A 22984-nucleotide genomic window follows, 5' to 3' on the forward strand; every position below is an offset into this window, starting at 1 on the left:
GGGACCGGCGGGGCCCGCCCCCGCCGGTCCGGCCACCGGCCACAGCCGGCAGCACCCACAGCAACCACCCACGTCCCCGGCCCCGGCGCGACAGCGGACCGGGCCGGGACGGCAACGACCGGGGTGACCGATTGACCATGACCCGTACAGATGCCGCGACCGAGGGCAATGAGGCCGCGGCGCTTCTGGAGTACACCCGATCCCTAGTCGACCCCCACCTGCGGGCCGCGGTCGCCTCGCTGCCCGGATCGATCCGGCGCGTCGCCATGTACCACTTCGGCTGGGAGCACGCAGACGGAAGCCCCGCCGCTGGTGGTGCGGGCAAGGCGATCAGACCCGCGCTCGTGCTGGCCGCCACCCGCGCGCTCGGAGGTGATCCTCGGGACGCGGTGCGGGCGGCCGTCGCCGTGGAGCTGGCCCACAACTTCACCCTGCTGCACGACGACGTCATCGACGAGGACCGCACCCGCAGGCACCGTGCGACGGCCTGGACGGTCTTCGGCATCCCGGACGCCGTCATCGCGGGGGACGCCATGCTCGCCCTGGCGCAGCGGCTGCTCGCCGAGGACGCGCGGGCGGTGTCCTCGCGCGCCTCGGCCCGGCTCTCGACCTGTGTCATCGAGCTGTGCGCGGGCCAGCAGGCCGACTGCGCCTTCGAGGAACGCGGCCCGGACGAGGTCTCGTTGGACGAGTGTCTCGCCATGGCCACGGCCAAGACGGGCGCACTGCTTGGCTGTGCCTGCGCACTGGGAGCGCTCTACGCGGGTGCGGACGAGCGCGCTGTCGGGGCGATGGACGGATTCGGCCGGGAGGCGGGGCTCGCCTTCCAGCTCATCGACGACCTGATCGGCATCTGGGGGGACCCGGCCCAGACCGGGAAGCCTGTCGGGGCAGATCTCGCCGCTCACAAGAAGTCGCTGCCCGTGGTCGCCGCGCTCACCTCCGGCACCCCGGCGGCGGCCGAACTCGCCGCGCTCTACCGCGGCCCCATGAACACGGCGGGCGAGGTGAGCAGGGCGTCCGACGCCGTGGACCGGGCGGGTGGCCGCGACTGGGCACAGGTCTGCGCCGCGGACCGGATGGCCCGTGCCGTGCACCATCTGTCCCGCGCCGTGCCGGATCTGTCCGCGGCGGGCGATCTCCTGGCCCTGGCCGAGTTCGTCACCCGCCGGACGCACTGATTCGTCATCCGCCGGACGCACTGAGCGGAGCGGCGCGGGGGAAGCGCGCCAGGAGGGAGGGAGCGAAGGCGGAAGCGGAGGCGGGCCGACCGGCCGCACGCGGAAGCGGCCATGGAGGAAGGAGACGGGATCGGAGCCAGCACATCGGACCGGACCGTGCCCCCACGCAGGGGTGCGGAGAGAGGGGCGGTGGGCAGCCCTTGCGGAGCACGTGCGGCCTCAACACTCACAGGATGTACGCCGGTTGAGGGCGTCCGGGCGAGGCGGGGGCTGCCTGCCCGAGGGGAGCGATGGGGTCGGATGCGGTGGTCGGGCCCCAGGGGTGTGTGCGGGGCCGGGCCGCATGGCGGGGCACACACGCGGGAGTGCCTTGTCCACGCGGCCGGTTGAGCGGCCGGGGCGGGCAGGAGCCGGGGAGCCCAGGGGCCCAGGAGGCCGGAAGCCCAGGAGGCCGGAAGCCCAGGGGCTGAGGAGTCCGGGAGCCCAGGTGGCCAGGTGGGTGAACGGGTGGGTGAACGGGTGCGCGGGGGTGGTCGGGAGGGGTGTCGGCGTGCGGCGCGGCCGGGCGGTGATCGGCCGAGGTCACAGCTCCGTGCGAGGAAGTGGAGGGCGGCAGGGGGAGTGTCCGAGGCACGGGCTACAGTCCGTGCCCATGACAGATGAGTCGTGGGCAGGGTGGTACCGGGACCGGCAGGGCTCCGATGCCGTCATCCTCACCACCGACGGACAGCAACTCCGCATCCGCATCCGGGGTATCGACTTCGAGGGCGAGAGCTTCGACGGTCTCCGCCCGGCGGCCGGCCCGCCCGTGGAGAGCGAGATGTTCGCCCTGGCGGACGGGGCGCTCAACGACTGCGTCCTGGAATGGGACCTGCCGTTCCCGGTCACAGCCGACGGGGAGGCCCAGCAGGCGACGCTCAGCTGCCTGCTGTCCCTGCGCAGGCCGGATCCCTACCTCTACCTGGAGTTGCAGTTCGGCGGTGCGGCCTTCCGGTCGCACCGGGCCGAGAGCGACTTCGGGGCGGCGCTCGCCACCATCCAGCGGGACCTTCCGCCCGGCGTCCGCCTCCAGACCTGCATCGCCTGCGCCTTCTCGGACTACTTCCCGGCTCCGGGACGCGGACTCTCCGGCGGCCTCGCCTGCTTCAGGGGAGCCAAGGAGGCCTACCGAGGGGCGGACGGCGAGGGCGACGTCCGCGAGCTCTGGGACCGGCGCAGCGGCTTCGTCCAGGAGATATGGAGCTGCCCGGAGTTCGAGCCCCGCCCGGCGGCGGGCGCGGGTACCGGTCACCGAGGCGCGTTCCCGCTCGAACTGGCCTGACCCACCGCAGGGTTCCGGCGCCCCCGCCCCGGACCCGGTTCGCCCCGATGCGGAACGGGCCCGCACCGACCGGACCCGAACAGGCCTGACCTCGCCCGACCGAATTTGCTGAACCGGCCCGAATTTGCCTGAACCGGCCCGACCGACAGGCCGTTCCGATCCGGCCACCCCCTCATAACCCCCGTACCCCCATAGCCCCGTACCCCCATACCCCCACAGTCCCCCGCTCCCTCCCTCCCGTTCGCTACCGCTTGCTCCCGCTCACCGACCGAACCCGTCTGACAGCGCGCCACCGTCAGGCGGGTTCGGCATTGCCGCACCTCCATTGTTCTACTAGCATGCGAACAATGGAGGTTTTAATGAACCGGAAGATTCTCAGCCGCGGGCTCGTAGCCGCTCTGCCGTTCCTGATCGCGACCGCCGTCGACCTCATCCTTTTCGCCGACCGCCGCGACCGGCTGCCCGCGCACATGGCCAGTCACTTCGTGGGCAACGGCCGGGTGGACGACCACGCGGGCCAGGGCGAGTACATCGTGGTCGTCACGATCGTGCTCCTCGGGGTCGGGGCGCTGTGGACCCTGGCGGCCGTGGCAGGGAAGTACTCCGGCCGCGGGTACCGGACGCTCGTCGCCAGTGGCTACGCCATCGCCGCTTCCCTCGGCTACCTGCTGGCGGTCGTCATGCTCATCAACGTGGATGCCGCCGAGGACGCGCAGGGCCGCGCGCAGGGTGTCTCGTTCCCGATGTGGCACATGGCGGTCGCCGTTGGGGTCGGTGCGCTCGCCTTCGGGTTCGGGCTGCTCCTGGCCAGGCTCCTGCCCGCCCCGGAGGAGTCCGAGGCGGGACCGGCGGGTGGCGGTGACCGGATCGCGCTGTCCGAGGGGGAAGTCGCGGGATGGGCGCGCAGCGCCGGTATCTGGTGGCTGCCGGCCGCCGCGATCCTCGTGCTCGGGGGCGGGGTGCTCCTGCTGCTCACGACGGGCTGGGCCGGGGCGGTCCCGGCTCTCGTCGTGGGCGTGGTCCTGGCGAGCTTCGCCCGTCCGTACGTCACCGCGGACCGGCGCGGCCTCAGGGTCTCCGGAGTCCTGCCCTGGCCGCGCATAGGGGTCCCGCTCGAACGGATCGAGACGGCGAGCAGCCGTGACGTCAACGTCCTGACCGAGTACGGGGGCTGGGGCTACCGGTTCCGTCCGGGGCGCAGCGGTGTCATGATCCGATCCGGCGAGGCGATCGTGGTACGGCTGGCCAACGGGCGCGACTTCGCGGTCACGGTCGACGACTCGGCGACCGCGGCCGCGCTCCTCAACACCCTGATCGACCAGCGCCGAACGGAACACTGACCATGCTCTTCCGGGTCGACCCCACCTCCACCGTGCCGCTCGGCGACCAGATCGCGGCCTGTGTGCGCCGTGCCGTCGCCGACGGGACGGTGGTCTCCGGGGAGAGGCTGCCCGCCGCCCGGGTCCTCGCCGAATCGCTGGGCGTCAATGTCCACACGGCGCTGCGCGGCTACCAGCGACTGCGTGAGGAAGGGCTGATCGAACTGCGCAGGGGACGCGGCGCGGTGGTCACCGCCGGAGCCTCCCCGCACCGCGCCAGGCTCCTGGAGCGGGTACGCGAGATGGTCGGCGACGCACGCGAACTCGGGATGACGGAGGACGAGTTGCTGACGCTTGTCCGTACCGAACTCAACACCTGAAGCCGTCGTCCGTACCGAACTCAACACCTGAAGCCGTCGTCCGTACTGAACTGGGCACCTGACGGCTGTGGTCTCCCCCCCCCGGGCGCCGCCCGCCCCTGGTCCGTACCGACGCCAAACCCCCCGACCCGACCGCCCCCCGCCCCATTGGTGGGGCGGTGGCCGGAGCCCGCGGAGGGCCACCTCGTCCTGCGAGGCGGCCCCTGTCGGGAGGGTCAGGAACCGCTGCGGGCGAGCGCGGCCGCGAAGCCGTTCTGCCAGAGGGAGTTCACCCGGCTGCGCTCATTGGCGTCCGGGTTCGAGTTGGTGCACGACGGGCCGGGGCCGCCACCCGACATCAGCTCGCTGCACGGGCCCTCGTAGTGGTCCGGCAGGCCGAGCACGTGCCCGGTCTCGTGCGTGGTGACGCGGGTCGAGTCGTACTGCTGGTTCTGCGCGTAGTCCAGGAAGACGTACCCGTTGCCGTGTCCGTCGGTGCTGGCGTAGGAGCCGCTCGGGTCGTTGCCCTCCTTGTAGGTGAAGTCCGGGTTGGACCCCTCCTGCAACTGGACGTTGGAGACCGAGCTGTTCCAGATCCGTGCACTGTTGGCTATCTGGGTGCGGAAGGTGGGCGCGTTGGCGCTGCTGTAGACGATGGTGACCGACTTGATGCCCGGGTGGGCGGCCCGCTTCTCGGCCACCGACTTCACGACCGCTTCGAAGAACGCCTCGTTGGCGGCGGCGCTCTCGTGCGATCCGGATGCGCTGATGTACGCGGCGTGGGGGGCCGGGGAGGAAGAGGCAGGTGCGGGAGCGGCAGAGGCGAGCGCGGGGGCGGTACCCAGCGCGGCGGCGAGGCCGAAGCCGAGGCCGACCACGGCCGACGTGACGGTCCTGGGGTGCTTCATGGGGGGTCTCCTACCAGTTACCTGTCCGAGGAACCCGTCCGATGATCGGACTCGGACGGGGGCGGTACGGAGAGAGTGTCGGTGAAACGCAGCCCCGGCGGATGATGCCAACCGGCGATAACGCGGCCCTATCACCCGAGGCCGGCGACGAGGCGACGCAAGAGGGCACAAACGGTGTCCGGCATTCCACCTCCCGCCGAATTGGCGGCGTTTGATGCGGTTGAGACGTCTGGTGCGGCATGGCCCGGCCGCCTTACTCTCGGCGGTATGGAGCTTGAGGTGAGGCACCTCAGGGCGCTGTGCGCCATCGCCGACGCCGGCAGCCTGCACAGGGCCGCCCGCAGACTTGGCGTGAGCCAGCCCTCGCTCACCACTCAGCTGCGCCGCATCGAGAACACCCTGGGCGCCGAGCTGTTCAGCCGTGAACGCACCGGCTGCCGCCCGACGCTGCTCGGCCATGCCGTGCTCAGCCGGGCCCGTCCGCTGGTCGACGGCATGCGGGCCCTCGTCAGCGACGCGAAGGCGGAGGCGGACGCGGCCCGCACCGGCGGACCCCGGCTGCGGATCGGCTGCACCGCCAGCCGGGTCATCGGCGGCTGGCTGCGCAGGCTGCGGACCCGGCTGCCGGGGACGGACATCTCGCTGCGGGTCGACGTGTCGGCCCACGCGCTACTGCGCGCGGTCGAGGCGGGCCGGCTGGACGTCGCCTTCGTGCACGAGGTGGAGGGCTGCCCGCTGTACGTGCCGGACGGCCTGGTCCGGCGGGTGCTGGTGGACCGCGAACCGCAGTTCGTCTCGATGGCCCGCGACCATCCGGCGGCCGCCCTGCCCGTCGTCGACCTGACCGACCTGGCCGCCGACCGGTGGATGGTCGACCCCACGGTGGACGGCGAATGGGACGGTCTGCGCCGGGTGTTCGGCGCGGCCGGGGTCGAGCCGACCGTGCTGCACGGCGACTACCTCACCGCCGCGTCCCTCATAGTCCTCGGCGAGGCGGTCGCCCCCTGCCAGCCCACATCGGGCCCGCGCGACGACATGGCGATCCGACCGCTGCGCGACGACCCGCTCGCCGTACGCCTGCTGCTGGTCTCCCGGCCGGGCGCGGACATGGGGACGGTGTACGGGGAACTGGAGGCCGCCTACCGGGAGGCGGCCCGGCGGGCGGACGGCTACCACCAGTGGCTGCTGCGCAACCGGAGTCCGCTGGTCTGTTCCTCCTGAACACGGGCGCTTCCCGTCCGATTCAGCCCAGAGCGAGGCCCTTCCCGGTTCGGTGTCCGGGCAGGGCGGAGTCGGCGTCATGAGGCTTCTGATGCTGGGTGGTACGGAGTTCGTCGGCCGGGCGGTGACCGAGGACGCCCTTGCGCGCGGCTGGGAGGTCACGGTCTTCCACCGCGGCCACCATGCGCCCCCGGCCGGGACCGCCGAACTCCTCGGCGACCGGACCACCGAGGGAGGCCTGGCCGCGCTGGAGGCCGCCGGAGAGGCGGGCGAGGGCGCGTACAACTGGGACCTGGTCGTTGACACCTGGAGCGGCGCCCCCTCGGCGGTACGGGATGCGGCGCGGCTGCTGTCCGGCCGCGCGCCGCACTACACGTACGTCTCCAGCCGTTCCGTCTACTCGTATCCGGTCCGGGCCGGTCTGTCCGAGGACGGGCCGGTGGTGACCGACACCTCGGCGGACGACGGCGACGACATCCCGTACGCGCAGGCCAAGCGCGGCGGTGAACTGGCCGTGCTGGACGCCTTCGGCGACCGGGCGCTGCTCGTCCGCGCGGGACTGATCATCGGACCCTGGGAGAACATCGGCAGGCTGCCGTGGTGGCTGACGCGGATCGCCCGCGGCGGACCCGTGCCGGCCCCCGGGACCCCCGGCCTGCCCCTCCAGTACATCGACGTCCGCGACCTCGCCGGCTGGATGCTGGACGCCGCCGAGGCCGGGCTCCACGGACCGTACAACCTGATCAGCCGCCCCGGACACACCACGATGGGCGAACTGCTCGAAACCTGTGTGGACGTCACCGGATCAGATGCCGAGCTGTGCTGGACCGACACGGAGGCGATTCTCGCGGCGGGTGTCGAGCCGTGGAACGACCTGCCGGTCTGGGTTCCGCCGGGGGAGCTGTACGACGGCTTGCACCAGGGGGATGCCGGCCGGGCGTACGCCGCGGGGCTGCGCTGCAGGCCGGTGGCCGAGACGGTCGCCGACACCTGGGCCTGGCTGTGCGAGCTGGGCGGCACCGCACCGCAGCGGCCCGACCGGCCCACGCTCGGCCTCGATCCGCGGACCGAGGCGAAGCTGCTGACGGGCTGACGGGCTGACGGGCTGACGGGCTGACGGGCTGAGGGGCTGACGGCGGACGGGCCGCCGACCGGGCCGGGAACGGCCGACCGATCGGCGGAAGCGGACCGGTCGGCGGAAGCGGACCGGCGACCCGGCGTGGCACGGCTGATGGGCACTCAGCAAAGCTGCATATTGCGCTGCATGGGAACAAGAGCGCGTAGAAGCGGTAAGACCTGCCGCGTGGCGGTGACGGTGGCGGCAGCGGCAGCCATGGTGGGGGCTCTCGCGCCCATCGCTGCCGCCGACCCGCTGCCCGGCGGCCTCGGCCCGTGCCTAGGGGCCAGCTGCCCTCCGGGCAGCTGGCCCGATCCGAACATCGACCCCGTCACCCACCACGAGGACGCCTCGCAGATCGACAACGTGGGCGTCGTCGGCGGGGGATCGCGGGTGGCACCGTCGAACGGCTCCGACTCCCTGACGGTGGGTGGCGATCTGAGCAGCGTCACCGGGGAGCGGCTGCTCGCCGAGGAGGGGGCCAACCACGGTGTGGTGCGCTACGCCCGCAGCGCCACCGGGACGGTGATGGCCCCGACCGATTCACCGGCCCCGACCGGTGCGCTCAAGCCGACGGACTCGTACACACCCACACCCACACCCACACCCACACCCACACCCACTCCCACGCCCACACCCACGCCCGGCCCTTCGGACAGCCCGGGGCCGTCCCTCCCGGAGTCGACGCAGGGTCCGCGGCTCACCCCGACGCACGGTCGGCCGGCCCGGCCGCCCCACCCCGGAGGCGAACTCCCGCACACCGGTTCGCGCGGCGGTGAATGGGTGATCGGCGGGATCGCGGCAGTGCTGCTGCTCGTGGGATCGGCGGCCACGCTGATGGCCCGCAGGGCACGCCGACGCGGCTAGTTTTGGCGCATGGCCGAACTGCTGCACCTCACCGAAGGCCCCCTGTGGGAGGCGGCCCGCGGGATCGGGACGTACGAGATGTCCACCCGCGGCCGAACCCTGCACGAAGAGGGCTTCATCCACTGCTCGCTGCCGCACCAGCTCCCCGCCGTGGCCGAGATGCTGTACGGCGCCGGGAGCCGGGCCGGAGCCGGTGACCAGGACCTCGTGGTGCTCGTCATCGACACCGACCGGCTCCCCGCGCCCGTGCGCTACGAGCCGGGCACACCCGGCGGGGAGGAATTCCCGCACATCTACGGACCGATTCCGGTCGACGCGGTCGTGGAGGTGCGCCCCTGGCAACGCACGGAAGGCGAATCCGTATGACCTCCTCGGACGACAAGCACAGCTGGGAAGAGGCCCCGAGCGGCCCCATCACGGCGGTCACCGGCGCGAGCGGCGCGCTCGGCGGGCGAGTGGCGAAGCGGCTGGCCCGCGCCGGCGTCCCCGTGCGCCTCCTGGGCCGCGACCCCTCGCGGCTGCCCGAGCTGCCCGGCGCCGACAAGGCCCCTGCCGCGTCCTACGGCGACGGGGAGGCGATGCGCCGCGCACTGGCCGGGGCGCACACTCTCTTCCTCGTCTCGGCCCACGAGAGCCCTGACCGGGTGCGCGAGCACATGAGTGCGGTGGACGCGGCGGTGGCCGCGGGCGTCGAACGGATCGTGTACGTCTCCTTCCTCGGCGCCGCACCCGACGCGACGTTCACCTTCGCCCGGGACCACTGGGACACCGAGGCGCACATCCGCGTCTCCGGCGTCCGCCACACCTTCCTGCGCGACAGCTGGTACCTCGCGGGCATCCCCGCGATGACCGGCGCCGACGGGGTGCTGCGCGGCCCGGCCGGTGGCGGGCGGGTGGCCGCGGTGTCCCACGAGGACATCGCCGACGCCGCGACCGCGGTCCTGCTGCCCGGCGGCGGACCGGCCGGCGAAGCCGCGCACGACGGGGAGACGTACGAGCTGACCGGACCGGTGGCGTTCACCCTCGCCGAAGCGGCCGAGGAGCTGAGCCGGGCCGCAGGACGGACCGTCACCTATGTGCCGGAGACCCGGGAGGAGGCCTACGCCTCGCGCGCGGGGTACGGGGCGCCGGACTGGGAGGTGGCGGGCTGGGTGACGTCCTACGAGGCCATTGCCGCAGGGGAGATGGCCGCCGTCTCGGACGCCGTACCGCGGCTCACCGGAAGGCCGGCCAAGGACCTGGCCACGTACCTCGCGGAGCACCCGGACAGTTACCGGCACCTGCTCCTTCCGGGCTGACGGGCCCGTGCGCACGGAAACCCCGTGGGGCCCCTGGGACCCGCCGCCGCTCGCCGAAGCCGTCCGCCTGCTCGCCCCGCTGCGCACGCCGTGGTGGATCGCGGGCGGGTACGCGGTCGAACTGGCCGTCGGCCGCGCCTTCCGGGGCCACGGCGACATCGATGTGCTCGTGCTGCGCCGTGACCAGCTCGCGGTGCAGCGGGTCCTGCCGGACTGGGAGTGGTGGGCCGCCGATCCGCCCGGCACGCTGCGTCCGTGGCGGCCCGGCGAGATCCTTCCTGCGGACGTCCACGACATCTGGTGCCGGCCGGGGCCGGACGACCCGTGGCGCGTCCAGTTCATGCTCGACGATGTGGCGGGCGAGGACTGGGTGTTCCGGCGGGATGCCAGGATCCGGCTCCCGCTGGACCGGCTCGGCGCGGTCTCGGGGGACGGTGTCCCGTACGTCGTTCCGGAGGTGCAGCTGCTGTACAAGTCCCGGTCCGGGCGCCCCAAGGACGAGCAGGACTTCGAGGCCGCACTGCCGGTGCTCGGCGACGGCAGCCGCTCCTGGCTGCTCGAGACGATCACCCTGGCCGAGGGCGCGGACCACCCCTGGGCGGCCCGCCTGCGAGAGGGCTGATCCCGGCGCACGTGCGTGCACGCACCCGGGCTGATCCCAGCGCACGGGCGTCCGCACGCGGGTTGAGTTGAGCGCACGGGCGTCCGCAGTCGGTCTGATCCCAGCCCACGGGCGGCGTCCGCACCCGGGCCGAGTTCAGCGGGCGTACGCACCCGCCCGCGCGGCCACCGCGGCGGCGTCGGCAGCGCGGTCGGCGGCCGCCTCGTCCAGCGGGTCGCCACTGGCCAGCAGGCGGTAGTAGAGCGGTGCGGACACGGCACGGATGACCTCGTCCGGGTCCGTGTCCGCCGGGAGCTCCCCGCGCTCGACGGCCTCGGTGACACAGCCGGACCACTCCTTGATGCGGATCGCGTAGAAGCGGTGCAGGGCCCCGGCAGTGCGCTCGTCGCAGGTCGCCGCCGCGATCACGGAGCGGAACAGGGCGCTCTGGCGCGGGTCGGAGAGGGTCTTCAGCACCAGCCGGGCGTTGGCCCTGAGGTCCTCGTCCAGGGAGCCCGTCGCCGTGCGCGGGGACGACTGCTCGGCCATCTCGTCGAGCAGATCCGTGATCAACCCGGTGGGGCCCGCCCAGCGGCGGTAGACGGTGGTCTTGCCCACCTCCGCTCGGCGCGCGACATCGGCCAGGTCGAGACGGTCGAAGCCGTGCTCGGCCAGGGCGTCGCCCGCCGCACGCAGGACGGCTTCGCGGACCCGGGCGGTGCGCCCGCCGGGCCGGACCGTGCCGGGCTCCGCACCCTCGGACTCAGACGTCATAACGGGTCTCCAGTTCCATTAATGCGCTCTCCTCTGCTACGGTCGCCCCATCTTAACGGAACCACAGAACCGTTAGAACCTCCGTCCGAGGAAGGGCGACCATGTCCGCACCCAGCCAGACCCCTCCGCACACCACCGGCGGCGCCCCGACCGCCTCCGCTCCGCCCGGAGCCGCACCCCGTATGACCGGGCGGCAGAAACTCGTCCTGACGCTCCTCCTCGGCGCCCAGTTCATGATTGCCGTGGACTTCTCGATCCTGAACGTCGCACTGCCGGTCGTCGGCGAAGGACTCGGCTTCGCCCTCGCCGACCTGCAGTGGATCGCCACCGCCTTCGCCCTCGCCGCCGCCGGGTTCACGCTCCTGTTCGGCCGCGTCGCCGACCTCGTGGGCCGTAAGCGCCTCTTCGTGGCCGGAATGGTCCTCCTCGGCCTCTCCTCGGCGCTGGGCGGTCTGGCAACCTCCCCCGAAGTGCTGCTCACCGCCCGCGTCCTCCAGGGCCTCGCCACCGCGGCCGTCACCCCGGCCGGACTCGCCCTGCTGACGACCGCCTTCAGGGAGGGGCCGATGCGCGAACGCGCCCTGGGGCTCAACGGCGCTCTGATGTCAGCGGGTTTCACCGCGGGTGCGATCCTCGGCGGCCTCCTCACCGATCTGCTCTCCTGGCGCTGGGCGTTCTTCGTCAACGTGCCCGTCGCCGCACTCGTCGTCGCCCTGGCCCCCTCGGTCATCACCGACTCCCGCCCGGCCGAGCGCCCCCGCCTCGACGTACCCGGAGCCGCGACCGTCACCGGCGGGCTCCTGCTCCTGGTCTACGGGCTGACGCAGGCCGGCGCGACCGGCTGGACCACGCCCACCACCCTGGCCGCGCTCCTCGCGGGCATCGCGCTGCTCATCGGCTTCTGGTTCGTGGAGAAGAGGGCCGCGGCCCCGCTCGTCCCCGTACGCATCCTCAAGCGGCGCAGCGTCATCTGGGGCAACGTCACCGGACTGATCGCCTTCGTCACCGAGACCTCACTGGTCTTCCTGCTGACGCTCTACCTCCAGGAGGTCCTCGGCTACTCACCGCTCGCCACCGGCCTCGCCTTCGGTGTCCTGGGTATCGGCACCGTGATCGGCGGCACGCTCGGCGGCCGCGCTGTCGGCCGCTTCGGCAACCGGGCGACCATCGTCACCGGCGGCGTCGTCCAGGCCGTCGCCACGCTCTCCCTGGTGGCGCTCGGCACCTCCGGAGCCTGGATCTGGCTCCTGCTGGCGGCCACGTTCATCGGCGGCATCGGCAACATGCTGATGATCGTCGGCTTCATGGTCACCGCCACCTCCGGCCTCCCGGACGAGGAACAGGGCCTGGCCACCGGCCTGGCCACGATGACCCAGCAGATCGGCATCACGCTCGGCATCCCGGTGATGAGCGCCATCGCCACGGCCCGGATGTCCACTCTCGGCGACACCGGCCCGCACACCGTCCTGTCGGGCGTCTCGCTCGCGATCCTGGTCAACTCCGCCCTGGTCCTGGCGGGCGCACTGCTCGCCGGGGCGTTCCTCGGGGAGCGGCGGGCGGGGTGTGGTGCGGATCGGCCCATGCACGTAGCTCGGAGTTGATGTGACCAATCAGCCACTCGGCGTCCTTGGCAGTGCCTTCCGGACGTTTGCGGAACTTGGCTTGCAACACCCCGTAGCCAGTCCAGGGCGCATCGAGCGTAGGAAAGTGACTCAGGCTCTGAAAGGAGGCTTCGCGACCGCCGTCAGGGCCGTCTCCGAAGTTTTCTACGGACGGTCCGAGTGCCTTGAGGGCCAGAGCCTGGGACATTTCCTCGAATCGGTTCGGCCCAAGGCCGGTGAGAGCGTAGTCAGTCATGGCGAGCATGATGAGGCACGACACTGACGACGAGATGCTGAGTCTCGCGCCGAGGACGAGGACTGAGTGCGGACGGCGGGGCGCAGAACTGCTGGCTCAGGCCGCTGTGGCACAGGTTGTGCTTGCGGATGCGGGCGGTGGTGCCACCATGACAGTGGGAACGCTCCTGGGTGCTGGCGCGGTCGCCCCTACGGCCGATCTTGGTTGCCGGATAGAAGCGATCCGGCAACCAGTCGCGCGGCAATCGTGCTCTATCGCCAGCCGTCAAGTGAGACCTCTGGCCCGCCACCGAGATATCGGTGGAGGGCGCTTGAGGTGGTGTCTACGAAGTCCTGGGGGATGGAGTCGGCGTTGATCCAGCGGACCTGGGAGTGCTTGCGGGGTTCACGGTTTTCGGGTTCGCCGGTCCATTCGTGGGTGGCGAAGACAACCGTGAGGAAGCCATTGGGGGACTCAACGCCCCAGGCGCCGTGGATGATGTGGGCGACCTTGAGGGACTCGGGCTTCACGGTGAGGCCGGTCTCCTCGTAGAGCTCGCGGGCCGCCGTTTCGGTGATGGGCTCGCCTGGCTCGCTCTTGCCGACGGGGAGGTCCCACATGCCCTGGGCGAACTTGGCGTTCTCGCTGCGCTGGAGGAGTACGACGCGGTTGGTGGCCTTGTCGTGGACGATGACGGCCGCGACGAGCAGGGTCATCGATTCGAGCGCCGGCTTGAGGGCTGAGGGGCGGTTGTCGGTCTGCTGGGCCACGGGGTTCCCTTCGTCGGGCAGGTTGTTGGGCATGTTAGGCGAGGGCCTCGCGGGCGCGGCGGGCGAGATCTGCGGCCCCGGGGACGCGGCGGCGCTGGTAGACAGCGAGGGTGGAGCGGATCGAGGTGACGGCCTTGCGGGTGCGATCGGAGGACATGCCCTCCATGAGGACCAGGGCTTGGGTCCAGGCGGCAACGGCTTCGTCGGCTCGGGCCTGGGCAGCGAGACTGTCGCCGAGGTCGGCGTGGGTGAGTGCGTGGACGCGCTTGTACTTCTCCGGGTCCCAGCGGGTGAGGGCGTCGCGGTGCTGTTGTTCCGTGCCGATGTGGTCCGCGAGATCGGTCAGCGTGCGTGCGGTGTGGCTGGCCACGGTGCCGGATGCTGGGCCGCTGGCGCGGGAGAAGCTGGGCTGGGGACCGTCCTCGCGCAGGAGTGCGTCTTCGGCGGCGAGGAGAGCGCGGGCGGCCAGTGGGTTCTCGCCGACCGCTGCGTAGGCACGGGCGTGCGTGATGTGGAGGAGCGCTTCTGTCTGGCCGTCCACGTGGCCGAGGCCGCGAGTGAGGGCGCCTTTGACGAGGTCCACGCAGTGGTGGGGTTGCTTGAGGCTGAGGGACTGATGGGCGAGGGCGCGCATCATCCAGGCGGCATGGCCGTGGGGGTCGGCTTCGCAGGCGAGCTGGTAGCCGACCTGGTAATAGCGCTGGGCAGCGCCTTCGTGGCCGAGGTCGTGGTGCTTCCACCCTGCGAGGTAGGCGAGTTCGGCGACGGCGCCGAAGGCGGCCTGGCGTAAGGCTTCTGTGGGGAAGCGGCCGCGCAGCATGGGGGCTGCCGTGTCGGCGAGGTACGCGGTGACTGTGGTCAGGCCGTGCCCGCCGCCGAGCCGTTCGTCGGCGGCGCTGAAGGCTGCCGTGATCTGCCGTACGACGTCGATGTCGTCGCTGCCGACGAGGGAGCGGGCGGTGCGGGCACGGAGCATCCGCGATGTGGCTTCGTGGTCGTGCAGGAGAGGCATGGCCACGCCGGCCGTGGTGAAGGCGGCGATGGCGAGGAAGCGGCGGCGTTCGACGTCCGCGCGGCCGAGGTCGGTGACCGCGGTGACGGGGTCGGTGTCCGGTGGCGACTCCGTGTCGGGTGAGTGGAGGCCGAGCTCGGTTCGGGTGACGACGCGGCCCAGGCGCCGGGAGAGGGCTTCGGCGAGGTACTGCCCTGCCTGGCCGGATGGCGTGCGGGCACCGCCCACCCAGTGGGAGATGGCCGACTTGTTGGTCTGGAGCAGTTCGCCGTTCTCGGCGGCGATGCGGCGTACGTCTTTGGCAAGCGCGTCGTACGTGCACCCGGCGGCGTTGATCGTGTCGCGCAGGCGGGAGTTGGCGCTGGTCGGTGCCGGCACGATCGCCTCCGCTCCGGATCCGTAAACCGTGTATACCGCTTGGCCTCGGTCACACCGTACCCACTCTGCGTAGCGGGCGGTTCACTTATCGACAGCCGCCCCACTCACGGCATCGCGGGCCGGGCGGCTCCCAAGTTCCGTACGCCCTAACGGGCTCGGGCATTCCTGTGCCCCTGGCCCGGACGATCAGAGACGGAGACACGGTGACCACCATCGACACCGCGACCATCACGGTCGAGCTGCCCGACGCCTTCGACCCGCGCTGGAACCGCCTGCCCGGCATCCAGGTGGACGGCCGACGCATCACCATCGACCCGGCCGAGTACTTCTTCCGCTTCGAGTCCAGCACCTGGCTCGTCGCCGACTGGGAGTTGGTGAAGGCCCAGCTTCTGGACGTGGACGAGACGACCGAGAGCGCTGTCGAGCAGCTCGCGCTCTACTTCATCAAGAACCACGGCGAGTCCACCTCCGACGCGGCCCGCGTCCTGGCGACGGCGTACGGGGTGTACTCGTACCTCTTCCGCGAGGAGCACCTGGTCGGCCTCGGCCTCCCGCAGATCACCGCTGACCACCTGCGGATGCTGCGCGAGGCAGCGACGTTGATGGCGCTCAACAAGGTCGAGCTGGACGGGCGCATCTCCAACGTCGGCCCGTGCTGGTTCTTCCCCGCCGCCACGTCCGTCGTCTTCGACCTGGACGACGCGGCGGGCGGAATGCTGGACGAGGTCTACCACGGCGGCTGGTTCAACGAGCACCGCCGGATCGAGTCCATCAAGGCCCACGCCGCGCTTGGCGGCCGGCTCGTGCACGGCTGCCAGTCCGTGCCGGACCAGTCCGGCGGCGTCGTCGCGCCCTACGGTGCCTCGATGGCCAACTTATGTGATGGCTTGGCCGAGTTCAAGGCGGGCTGGATCGAGCAGGTCTACGCCCACCGCGTGACCGCAGCCGAGTAACCCGCCACCCCCGTACGGCTCCGGGGCGGGCCAAGCTCGCGCGCGCCCGCCCCGGAGCCCGCCAGCCCCTGGAGACCCCCATGGCCCAGAGCCCGTCCGCCACCCTGCTGAACGACCTGTGCACCCTCATCGACAAGCCCCTCCCCGAACGTGCTGAGATCCGCGTATGGGGCATGTCCGGCGTCGAACGCGTCACCTTCCCCGACAGCACCACGGCCGTCTTCAAATACGCCAAGGAACCCTTCGACCGCGAGGCCCAGGCCCTGCGGGTGGCCCACCAGCGCGGGCTCCCGGTCCCCGCCCTCCACGCCACCGCCATGCAAGACAAGTGGCTCGGCATGCTCATGGACGACCTCGGCACCCCCGTACGAGACGCAGACGACCTCGACGGCGTCGCTGCCGCCGTCATGCTCCACGCCGCCCGCCCAGCGGGCGGCCTGCCCCTCCTCGACGGTGCGGGCCTCGCAGCCCTGCCCGGCCGAGCCCTCGATCACCTCCAACGGCTGCGGAAAGCCGACCGATGGACGGACTGCGACGACATCGAGACCACGCTGGGGAAAATCTGCGCCGCGGCCGAGGCCCGCGTCCAGGGGGCGACGCTCGACCCCTTCGGCTGGGTGCACTCCGAGTTCCACCCCACGAGCGTCCACATCGGGGAGAACGGCTGGCACCTCCTCGACTTCGCACGCGCCTTCACCGGGCCCGGCCTGATCGACCTCGCCTCGTACCACGGCACCACCGACGTGCCGAGCCCATTCCGCATGCGGGTGCTCCTGGAGCAGTACGTCACCGTAGGCGGTCATGAAGACGCCCTCGCCGCCCGGGGCGGCCTCGCCGCAGAGGCATGGGCCCTGGGCTGGCACCGCATGTGGGCCGTGGAGTGGTTCATGGAGCAGGCCATTCGCTGGATCGACGATCCGGCCAAGGACTCCGCGTACATCCCCGTCGTCCGCCGCCACCTGAACGACGTGGTCCAACTTCTGGAGGTCTAGGTGCTCGCCCAGATCTCACCCTGGTACGCCCACGCAGCCCAGCGCACAGCCGCCGCCCCCGCACACGCCCTCACCGCGCCGGCCCGGATGGAATGGAGCACCCACGCCGGCCTCGGTCCCGGCGCCGAGATTTTGGGACGGGACCTGTGCGGCAAACGCGTCCTGGAGCTGGGCTGCGGCCCCGGCCACAACGTGGCCCACCTCGCGAGACACCATCAGGCCCGCGCCACCGGCGTGGACCTGATCGGCCTCCAGGTACGCCGCGCCCGCTCCCACTACGGCCACATCGACGGCGCCACCTTCGCCGCCGGCCACGCACTGCACCACCTGCAGGCCACGGGCCAGACCTTCGACGCGATCTACTCCGTCTTCGGCGCCGTCGGCCTCGTCGCCCCCGAACTCCTCCTCGCCGCCATTTCCCGACGCCTGAAGCCTGGCGGTGTGCTGGCCTTCTCCGTCCCTCACCCGGCACGGGCCGGAAGACATCCATCCACGGACGACCGTCCGCGCGAGGACTACGTCACCATGCCCGACCGCACCCGACTGCCCCTCGCGCGATGGGAGTTCGACGCTCGCCGCTGGGGAGCACACCTCTCCCGAACCGGCCTGCGCATCACATCAACGCAGGAGCTTCGGCACCCGCGCCGTGACCCGTGGTCCACCACCCTCCTGATCACCGCCCGTAAACGCTGACCGACGGAGGCACCGATGCCCCTGCCCTACCTGCTTCTCGACATCGACGGCGTCCTCATCCCGTTCCCGGCCGCCGACGGGAGCACCCCGCCCACCCACGTCCGCCACACCGTCCTGCCCACAGGCCGACGCCCCGACGACCCCGTGCCCATCTGGCTCGACCCGAGTCAGGGCGGCATTCTCGCCGACCTCCTGACCAGCGGGATCGTCACCCCCGTGTGGTGCACGAGCTGGCGCAACGACGCCACCACGATCATCGGCCCCCTCCTGGGGCTGCCCGACTTCCCTTACCTCGACCTGCCTCGCCCCCAGATCACCACCAGCCACCCCGACGGCTACCTCTGGAAACGCGACCACGTCGACGTCTGGCTGGCAGACGCCCCCGCCGTCTGGATCGACGACGACTTCACCGGCCTCGACCATGACTGGGCGATGGAGCGCACTGCGAAGGGAGCGGCGACCCTCCTCATTCAGCCCGCCCCGCACCTCGGTCTACAGCCCGAGCACCTGACTGAGGTCACGAGGTGGGTCACACAGGCCCCCACAGCTCGCGCAGCCTGACGACCGATGCCCTCGCCGCCACGGACGGAGAGGGAACGCGAGTCTCGTTGCGGGTGGGTTCTTCCCCTGGAGCCGGTCAAGGCCCTTCCTGCACCGGCCGGAGTAGCGTCCTCGGATGAATCTTCATCTCATCAATGATGTGCCCGACGGTCTGACCCGGCGAGCGCGAACCTTTGTCGGCACGCATGGCGTCAAAGTAGACGTTCGCCCCGTTGAGGGGCACCGGGGGTGGTGGCTCGAACGAGACGTTCCACCAGCGGTGATTGATCGGATGGCGGCCTACCAGGACCGATGGGGCGGTCTGCTCCTGCCACCCGCACCGCAGTACGACGGAGGCCCCAAGTACCTGGATCCGGACTCGCCGGAGGAGGACTCCGCAGGGTGGTGGTTCGAAGCCGGGATGCAGCGGACCGCAGTCCCCTACTCGTTCATGATCGATCCGTCCGGTGTGTTCGGCATCCAGGCGGAAAAGTGGGCTCCTCTCCACAAAACCATCGAGGGGTGGATGGAAGCGCTGGCTTTGGCTCACCACGCATCTAAATGGGCGAAACAGATCACCAAGCTCGTCGGAGACGATGTCGCCAGCATTGACTTGAGAGGTTATGTGCCCGTACGTGAGGTGATGGGCTTGACCGACACGTGGTGGCGAGGGCCCGATGAGCTGGTCGCCCTCTACAGCGGTGAGGCCACTTCGCTGGACTTCCCCAGAGGCCGCGTTGCAGTGATCTACGCCGGCCTCGATGAGTGGGGCCTGCGAGGAGGTGTGGCCGACGACGGCTGACCTGTCGTTCACCTTGTCTCGGCTGGGATGGAGGCAAGGTAGGCAGCGGTGCCAACCAAGAGGCGATCGATAGTCTCTTCGCATGACCGCGAACGGAGATCGCCAGCTTCCTGCCGCCCTCGCCGCTGCGATGGCAGTTCGGCTCGAGTGCGTCGGTGAGGACGGGGTCGATTTCGAGCCCTACGAGTCCTTTCTTACTGCCGATGAGACCACCGACTGGTTTCGCGCGTGGACAGGCAACGCCGAGCTGAACGGAGACGACTTCCGTGTCTTCGGCCAGGACGGCACCGGCGGTTACGCGGCGTTTTGGTTGGTCCGGCCGGGTCGGGAACTCGTACAGCAGCCTGTCGTCTTCCTGGGGTCGGAAGGTGAGACAGGCGTCGTCTCCAGCGACATGGGTGCCTTCCTGTGGCTTCTGGCTGACGGCTTCGGCCCGTGGGAGGCTGCCACTTCGGACGAGCCCGAGCCCGATTGGGCTCCGCAGGTCAATCGCGCCCTGACTGCTATCGCGGAGCGATTTGTTCCGGACCACCGCGCGTCGGCCGCGGAGATTATCGTGCAGGCTGCTCACGAGTTCCCAGACTTCGATGACACCATCATGAAGCTCTGCCGTTGAACCCGAACTGATGCCCTCGCTGCGGCGCCTGGCGAGGACATCGGACTGGTGTCAGCGGTGTCGACTGCGCTCTTCGGGCCTCGTGGCCACTGATGTGGCGGCAGGGCGCGGCGTGGCGGACATGGACGTCGTTCCGCTGACGGTGCTTCGGCTGCGAGTCACTTGCATTCGCCGGCCCGGCTGAGCAGTCGGATGACGATCGCCCGGTCCATGATCGTGTCCGGCAGATCGCCGAACCGGCCGGCGCCGCCATCGCGAAGGTGGGAAACGCGGTCGGCTTGTGTACCGGCCCGGAGATCCTCCAGGCGGGCTGATTGCGCTGGTGCCCGGCGTTCAGCGGGCCACGCAAGCCCTTCTTGGCGCCGGCCTAGGGTGGCGGAGCGTGCTATCCGGTCGCGGGCAGGCCCTGGCCTGGGGGCAGTTGGCGGCGGACGGTTCCGGTCGGCGAGGTCGTCACCGACGCGCTCCTCGGGCATCTTGCCGCGCGCCCCTCCACTGCTGAGTGGCTGTTCGCGATGGAGGAGGGGGCCGGTCAACTATCGCCGGTGGAAGACCGAGTGGAACGGGGCTCGCAAGGCGCTCCAAGCAGCGGAGAACGAAGCAGCCGAGTGCGAGGGCCGCAAGCCCGTCGAGCTGCCGCACACGGTCACCCACGACCTGCGGCACTTCTACGCCTCCGCGCTCATCGCGGGCGGCGCGAGCGTCAAGCAGGTGCAGATGGTCCTCGGCCACGCGTCCGCCGTCATCACGCTGCGGATCTACGCGCACCTGTGGCCGGGGGAAGAAGACCGCACCCGGTCCGTGATGGACGCCGTTCTCGGCGGCCTGCGGACCGGGTGCGGACAGGTAGGCGACGTGACCAGCGAAACCGCAGGTCAGACGGCCTAACCAGAGATCAAGCCTTCTTGGTCTCCCAGAAGATCTTGTCGATCTGGGCGATCAGGTCCAGAGCCTTCTGGCCGGTCGCCGGGTCGTTCGAGCCCTTGGCCGCGGAGAGCGCCTTCAGGGTGTCGTTGACCAGCTGGTGCAGCTCCGGGTACTTCTCGAAGTGCGGCGGCTTGAAGTAGTCGCTCCAGAGCACCGAGACGTGGTGCTTCGCGAGCTCGGCGCGCTGTTCCTTGATCAGGATCGCGCGAGTGCGGAAGTCCGCGTCCTCGTTGGCCTGGTACTTCTCCTGGACGGCCTTGACGGACTCCGCCTCGATGCGGGCCTGGGCCGGGTCGTACACGCCGCAGGGGAGGTCGCAGTGGGCGCTGACCTTCACCTTGGGGGCAAACAGGCGGGAAAGCATTGAGCTGTCCTTCCTCGTGATCGTCTTCTCAGGTGGGACATTACTCCGTGAGAAGCGTGTTTTTGCGGGTGCCCCCAGGGGCTTAGGCCAAAAGTCCAGGGTGAGGATGGGACCAGTGGCCGAATGTACGGGACGCTGTGTGGACGGTGTACTGGACGGACGGGGAGGTGCCGGAGAGATGCGGGAGGTGCCGGAGTTGCCGGAGCTGACCGATGAACAGCCCGCGCGGGGGCTGGCTGCACGGGTTCCGTTCCAGGTGGTGGAGGTGACGGGGCCCTCGATGGTGCCCACGCTCCACCACGGGGACTGGCTGCTCGTGCAGTACGGGGCGCCGGTGCGCCCCGGTGACGTGGTGATCCTTAGACATCCGTTCCAGCAGGATCTGCTGGTGGTCAAGCGGGCCGTGGAGCGGCGGACCGGTGGCTGGTGGGTGCTCGGTGACAACCGGTTCGCGGGCGGTGACAGCACGGACTACGGGACCGTGCCCGAGGAGCTCGTCCTGGCCAGGGTCCGGGCGCGCTACCGGCCGCTGACCAAGGATCAGCGTTCGGTGCGGGGCGTCGCGGGCTGGGCGGTGTCCGCGCTGCGGCCGGTCTCGGCGGCGCGTTCCGTCTCCAGGCGCTTGCGGGCCCGGTAGGCGGCGACGTTGGCGCGGGTCGCGCAGCGGTCCGAGCAGTAGCGGCGGGACCGGTTGGTCGAGGTGTCGAGGTAGGCGTTGCGGCACGGCGCCGCCTCGCACAGGCCGAGCCGGTCCACACCGTACGAGGTGAGGTGGAAGGCGAGGCCCATCGCGGCCGTCGCGGCGTACCCCGCCGTGACGTTGGACGGGTGGTCGGCCAGGTGCATGTGCCAGTCCGGCTTCCCGTCCGCGTCACGGATGTCGTGGCCGGAGATCTGCGGGCTGACCGGGAACTCCAGCAGCAGTGAGTTGAGCAGGTCCACGGCCAGGGTCTCGTCGCCGCCGTCGGCCGCCTCGAAGACCGAGCGGAGCCGTGCCCGGACCGAGCGGAAACGGGTCACATCCGCGTCCGTCGCCCGGCGGGCCGCCTGCCCGTTGGCGCCGAAGAGCTCGCGCACCGCGTCGACGGAGGTGAGGGCGTCCTTGTTGCGGGCCGGCTCCTCGGTGTTGACCAGGCGCACGGCATAGTCCGAGTAATAGGCCAGTTCCACTTGTAGTCCTTACGGCGTCGGTCTAAAGTCGGTGCGACGAAGATGTAATGGGCTTCTCTGGGTCCAGGGTATTACACAGGAGGTTCGGGTGACTGGGACGGTACAGGTCGGTGACTGGCAGGCCTGGCAGAAGAGCTGGGACCGGCAGCAGGAGTGGTACATGCCCGACCGCGAGGAGCGCTTCCGCGTGATGCTCGACATGGTCGAGGCCTTCGTGGGCCCCGAACCGCGGGTGCTCGACCTCGCGTGCGGTACGGGCAGTATTACGGACCGGCTGCTCCGGCGGTTCCCGAAGGCCACCAGCACCGGCGTCGACCTCGACCCCGCGCTGCTCGCCATCGCCCGCGGCACCTTCGATGGCGACGATCGCGTCACCTTCGTCACCGCGGACCTCAAGGACCCGCGGTGGACGCGGCGGCTGCCCCACGACTCGTACGACGCGGTCCTCACCGCCACGGCCCTGCACTGGCTGCACAGCGAGCCGCTCGCCTCCCTCTACGGGCAGATCGGCGGCCTCGTCAGGGCCGGCGGGGTCTTCATGAACGCCGACCACATGACCGACACGGACACTCCCCGGATCAACGCCGCCGAACGCGCCCACCGGCACGCCGCCATGGACGGGGCCAAGGCCGGCGGCGCCCTGGACTGGGCGGACTGGTGGGCGCTGGCCGCGAAGGACCCGGTGCTGGCCGGGCCGACCGCCGAGCGGTACGAGATCTACGGCGAGCACGCCGACGGTGACACGCCGTCCGCGCGATGGCACGCGGACACCCTGCGCGCGGCCGGGTTCGGCGAGGCGCGGCCCGTCTGGTCCTCGCCCTCGGACAGCCTGGTGCTCGCGGTGAAGTAGCGCGTACGGAAGAGGGGGAGGGGGGGGGGGGGGGCGCGCACGGAAAACCCCCCCCCCCCCCCCCGGGGCGGGGGGGCCGCCCCCCCCCCCCACGTCTCGACCCGGCCCGCCAGGC

General features: G+C 71.1%; 25 protein-coding genes and 2 pseudogenes. 20 read left to right on the top strand and 7 right to left on the bottom strand.

What is annotated here, in order from left to right; all coding sequences use genetic code 11:
- Positions 1-137: 137 nt before the first annotated feature.
- From ACFVJX_RS33415 to ACFVJX_RS33430, 4 genes are all read left to right on the top strand, one after another.
- Positions 138-1181 carry a family 2 encapsulin nanocompartment cargo protein polyprenyl transferase gene (locus ACFVJX_RS33415; RefSeq protein ID WP_384136185.1) on the top strand — a complete coding sequence of 348 codons (1044 nt, stop codon included), beginning with the start codon at positions 138-140 and terminating at the stop codon, positions 1179-1181.
- Between the two features lie 652 nt (positions 1182-1833).
- Positions 1834-2502, top strand: coding sequence for a DUF6304 family protein (locus tag ACFVJX_RS33420; RefSeq protein ID WP_384136187.1), 669 nt, complete (start codon positions 1834-1836; stop codon positions 2500-2502).
- Positions 2503-2861: 359 nt separating this feature from the next.
- Positions 2862-3842 carry a DUF1648 domain-containing protein gene (locus ACFVJX_RS33425; protein WP_384136189.1) on the top strand — a complete coding sequence of 327 codons (981 nt, stop codon included), beginning with the start codon at positions 2862-2864 and terminating at the stop codon, positions 3840-3842.
- A 2-nt stretch (positions 3843-3844) separates the two neighbouring features.
- Positions 3845-4201 (top strand): GntR family transcriptional regulator, encoded by a 357-nt coding sequence (locus ACFVJX_RS33430; RefSeq protein WP_384136191.1) that lies wholly within the window; start codon positions 3845-3847, stop codon positions 4199-4201.
- Between the two features lie 215 nt (positions 4202-4416).
- On the opposite strand, the gene snpA is transcribed toward ACFVJX_RS33430, so the two are convergent.
- On the bottom strand, positions 4417-5088 hold the full coding sequence (gene snpA / locus ACFVJX_RS33435; RefSeq protein ID WP_384136192.1) for a snapalysin: 672 nt from the start codon (positions 5086-5088) through the stop codon (positions 4417-4419).
- 267 nt (positions 5089-5355) lie between these two features.
- Between snpA and ACFVJX_RS33440 the strand changes: the two genes are divergently transcribed.
- From ACFVJX_RS33440 to ACFVJX_RS33465, 6 genes are all read left to right on the top strand, one after another.
- Positions 5356-6309, top strand: coding sequence for a LysR family transcriptional regulator (locus ACFVJX_RS33440; RefSeq protein WP_384136194.1), 954 nt, complete (start codon positions 5356-5358; stop codon positions 6307-6309).
- A gap of 91 nt (positions 6310-6400) precedes the next feature.
- Positions 6401-7402 carry an NAD-dependent epimerase/dehydratase family protein gene (locus ACFVJX_RS33445; protein WP_384136229.1) on the top strand — a complete coding sequence of 334 codons (1002 nt, stop codon included), beginning with the start codon at positions 6401-6403 and terminating at the stop codon, positions 7400-7402.
- A 210-nt stretch (positions 7403-7612) separates the two neighbouring features.
- Positions 7613-8293: a hypothetical protein gene (locus ACFVJX_RS33450; protein ID WP_384136196.1), complete on the top strand. Its 681-nt coding sequence runs from the start codon at positions 7613-7615 to the stop codon at positions 8291-8293.
- 9 nt (positions 8294-8302) lie between these two features.
- Entirely contained in the window at positions 8303-8659 is a 357-nt protein-coding gene (locus ACFVJX_RS33455) for a DUF952 domain-containing protein (RefSeq protein ID WP_384136198.1), read from the top strand.
- Entirely contained in the window at positions 8656-9591 is a 936-nt protein-coding gene (locus ACFVJX_RS33460) for an NAD(P)H-binding protein (RefSeq protein ID WP_384136200.1), read from the top strand. The genes ACFVJX_RS33455 and ACFVJX_RS33460 overlap by 4 nt, the downstream gene beginning before the upstream one ends.
- Positions 9592-9598: 7 nt before the next feature.
- Positions 9599-10213 (top strand): nucleotidyltransferase domain-containing protein, encoded by a 615-nt coding sequence (locus tag ACFVJX_RS33465; RefSeq protein ID WP_384136202.1) that lies wholly within the window; start codon positions 9599-9601, stop codon positions 10211-10213.
- Positions 10214-10348: 135 nt separating this feature from the next.
- Here the strand turns inward: ACFVJX_RS33465 and ACFVJX_RS33470 are convergent, their stop codons facing one another.
- Positions 10349-10966, bottom strand: a complete 618-nt coding sequence (locus tag ACFVJX_RS33470; protein ID WP_384136204.1) for a TetR/AcrR family transcriptional regulator — start codon at positions 10964-10966, stop codon at positions 10349-10351.
- A 101-nt stretch (positions 10967-11067) separates the two neighbouring features.
- On the opposite strand from ACFVJX_RS33470, the gene ACFVJX_RS33475 reads away from it, so the two are divergent.
- On the top strand, positions 11068-12567 hold the full coding sequence (locus ACFVJX_RS33475) for an MFS transporter (protein WP_384136206.1): 1500 nt from the start codon (positions 11068-11070) through the stop codon (positions 12565-12567).
- A 507-nt stretch (positions 12568-13074) separates the two neighbouring features.
- Here the strand turns inward: ACFVJX_RS33475 and ACFVJX_RS33480 are convergent.
- Both ACFVJX_RS33480 and ACFVJX_RS33485 read right to left on the bottom strand, forming a co-directional pair.
- The gene (locus ACFVJX_RS33480) at positions 13075-13605 is read right to left on the bottom strand and encodes an NUDIX domain-containing protein (protein WP_384136208.1); all 531 of its coding nucleotides are present in this window, start codon (positions 13603-13605) and stop codon (positions 13075-13077) included.
- A gap of 1 nt (position 13606) precedes the next feature.
- On the bottom strand, positions 13607-14962 hold the full coding sequence (locus ACFVJX_RS33485) for a tetratricopeptide repeat protein (protein ID WP_384136210.1): 1356 nt from the start codon (positions 14960-14962) through the stop codon (positions 13607-13609).
- A 203-nt stretch (positions 14963-15165) separates the two neighbouring features.
- Between ACFVJX_RS33485 and ACFVJX_RS33490 the strand changes: the two genes are divergently transcribed.
- The 6 genes from ACFVJX_RS33490 (at position 15166) to ACFVJX_RS33515 (ending at position 19558) form a co-directional block, all read left to right on the top strand.
- Positions 15166-15915, top strand: a complete 750-nt coding sequence (locus ACFVJX_RS33490) for a hypothetical protein (RefSeq protein WP_384136212.1) — start codon at positions 15166-15168, stop codon at positions 15913-15915.
- 80 nt (positions 15916-15995) lie between these two features.
- Positions 15996-16907: an aminoglycoside phosphotransferase family protein gene (locus tag ACFVJX_RS33495; RefSeq protein ID WP_384136214.1), complete on the top strand. Its 912-nt coding sequence runs from the start codon at positions 15996-15998 to the stop codon at positions 16905-16907.
- A complete protein-coding gene (locus ACFVJX_RS33500) occupies positions 16908-17600 on the top strand; it encodes a class I SAM-dependent methyltransferase (RefSeq protein WP_384136216.1) in 693 nt (230 codons plus the stop codon).
- 15 nt (positions 17601-17615) lie between these two features.
- On the top strand, positions 17616-18161 hold the full coding sequence (locus ACFVJX_RS33505) for an HAD domain-containing protein (RefSeq protein WP_384136218.1): 546 nt from the start codon (positions 17616-17618) through the stop codon (positions 18159-18161).
- A gap of 115 nt (positions 18162-18276) precedes the next feature.
- On the top strand, positions 18277-18942 hold the full coding sequence (locus ACFVJX_RS33510; protein WP_384136220.1) for a hypothetical protein: 666 nt from the start codon (positions 18277-18279) through the stop codon (positions 18940-18942).
- Between the two features lie 82 nt (positions 18943-19024).
- Positions 19025-19558 (top strand): SMI1/KNR4 family protein, encoded by a 534-nt coding sequence (locus tag ACFVJX_RS33515; protein ID WP_384136222.1) that lies wholly within the window; start codon positions 19025-19027, stop codon positions 19556-19558.
- A gap of 176 nt (positions 19559-19734) precedes the next feature.
- Here ACFVJX_RS33515 and ACFVJX_RS33520 read toward each other — a convergent pair.
- Positions 19735-19925, bottom strand: a pseudogene (locus ACFVJX_RS33520) (hypothetical protein); the annotation flags it as partial.
- A gap of 58 nt (positions 19926-19983) precedes the next feature.
- On the opposite strand from ACFVJX_RS33520, the pseudogene ACFVJX_RS33525 reads away from it, so the two are divergent.
- Positions 19984-20446, top strand: a pseudogene (locus ACFVJX_RS33525) (tyrosine-type recombinase/integrase); the annotation flags it as partial.
- A 7-nt stretch (positions 20447-20453) separates the two neighbouring features.
- Here the strand turns inward: ACFVJX_RS33525 and sodN are convergent.
- The gene (sodN, locus tag ACFVJX_RS33530; RefSeq protein ID WP_136203216.1) at positions 20454-20849 is read right to left on the bottom strand and encodes a superoxide dismutase, Ni; all 396 of its coding nucleotides are present in this window, start codon (positions 20847-20849) and stop codon (positions 20454-20456) included.
- A 178-nt stretch (positions 20850-21027) separates the two neighbouring features.
- Between sodN and sodX the strand changes: the two genes are divergently transcribed.
- A complete protein-coding gene (gene sodX / locus ACFVJX_RS33535) occupies positions 21028-21486 on the top strand; it encodes a nickel-type superoxide dismutase maturation protease (protein WP_384136224.1) in 459 nt (152 codons plus the stop codon).
- Here sodX and ACFVJX_RS33540 read toward each other — a convergent pair.
- Positions 21390-22019: a CGNR zinc finger domain-containing protein gene (locus ACFVJX_RS33540; RefSeq protein WP_384136226.1), complete on the bottom strand. Its 630-nt coding sequence runs from the start codon at positions 22017-22019 to the stop codon at positions 21390-21392. The genes sodX and ACFVJX_RS33540 overlap by 97 nt on opposite strands.
- 88 nt (positions 22020-22107) lie before the next feature.
- Here ACFVJX_RS33540 and ACFVJX_RS33545 point away from each other — a divergent pair, with 88 nt between their 5' ends.
- On the top strand, positions 22108-22869 hold the full coding sequence (locus ACFVJX_RS33545; RefSeq protein ID WP_384136228.1) for a class I SAM-dependent methyltransferase: 762 nt from the start codon (positions 22108-22110) through the stop codon (positions 22867-22869).
- The last annotated feature ends 115 nt before the right edge of the window (positions 22870-22984 follow it).

Source organism: Streptomyces sp. NPDC127177 (genome assembly GCF_042672475.1).
Lineage (GTDB): Bacteria > Actinomycetota > Actinomycetes > Streptomycetales > Streptomycetaceae > Streptomyces.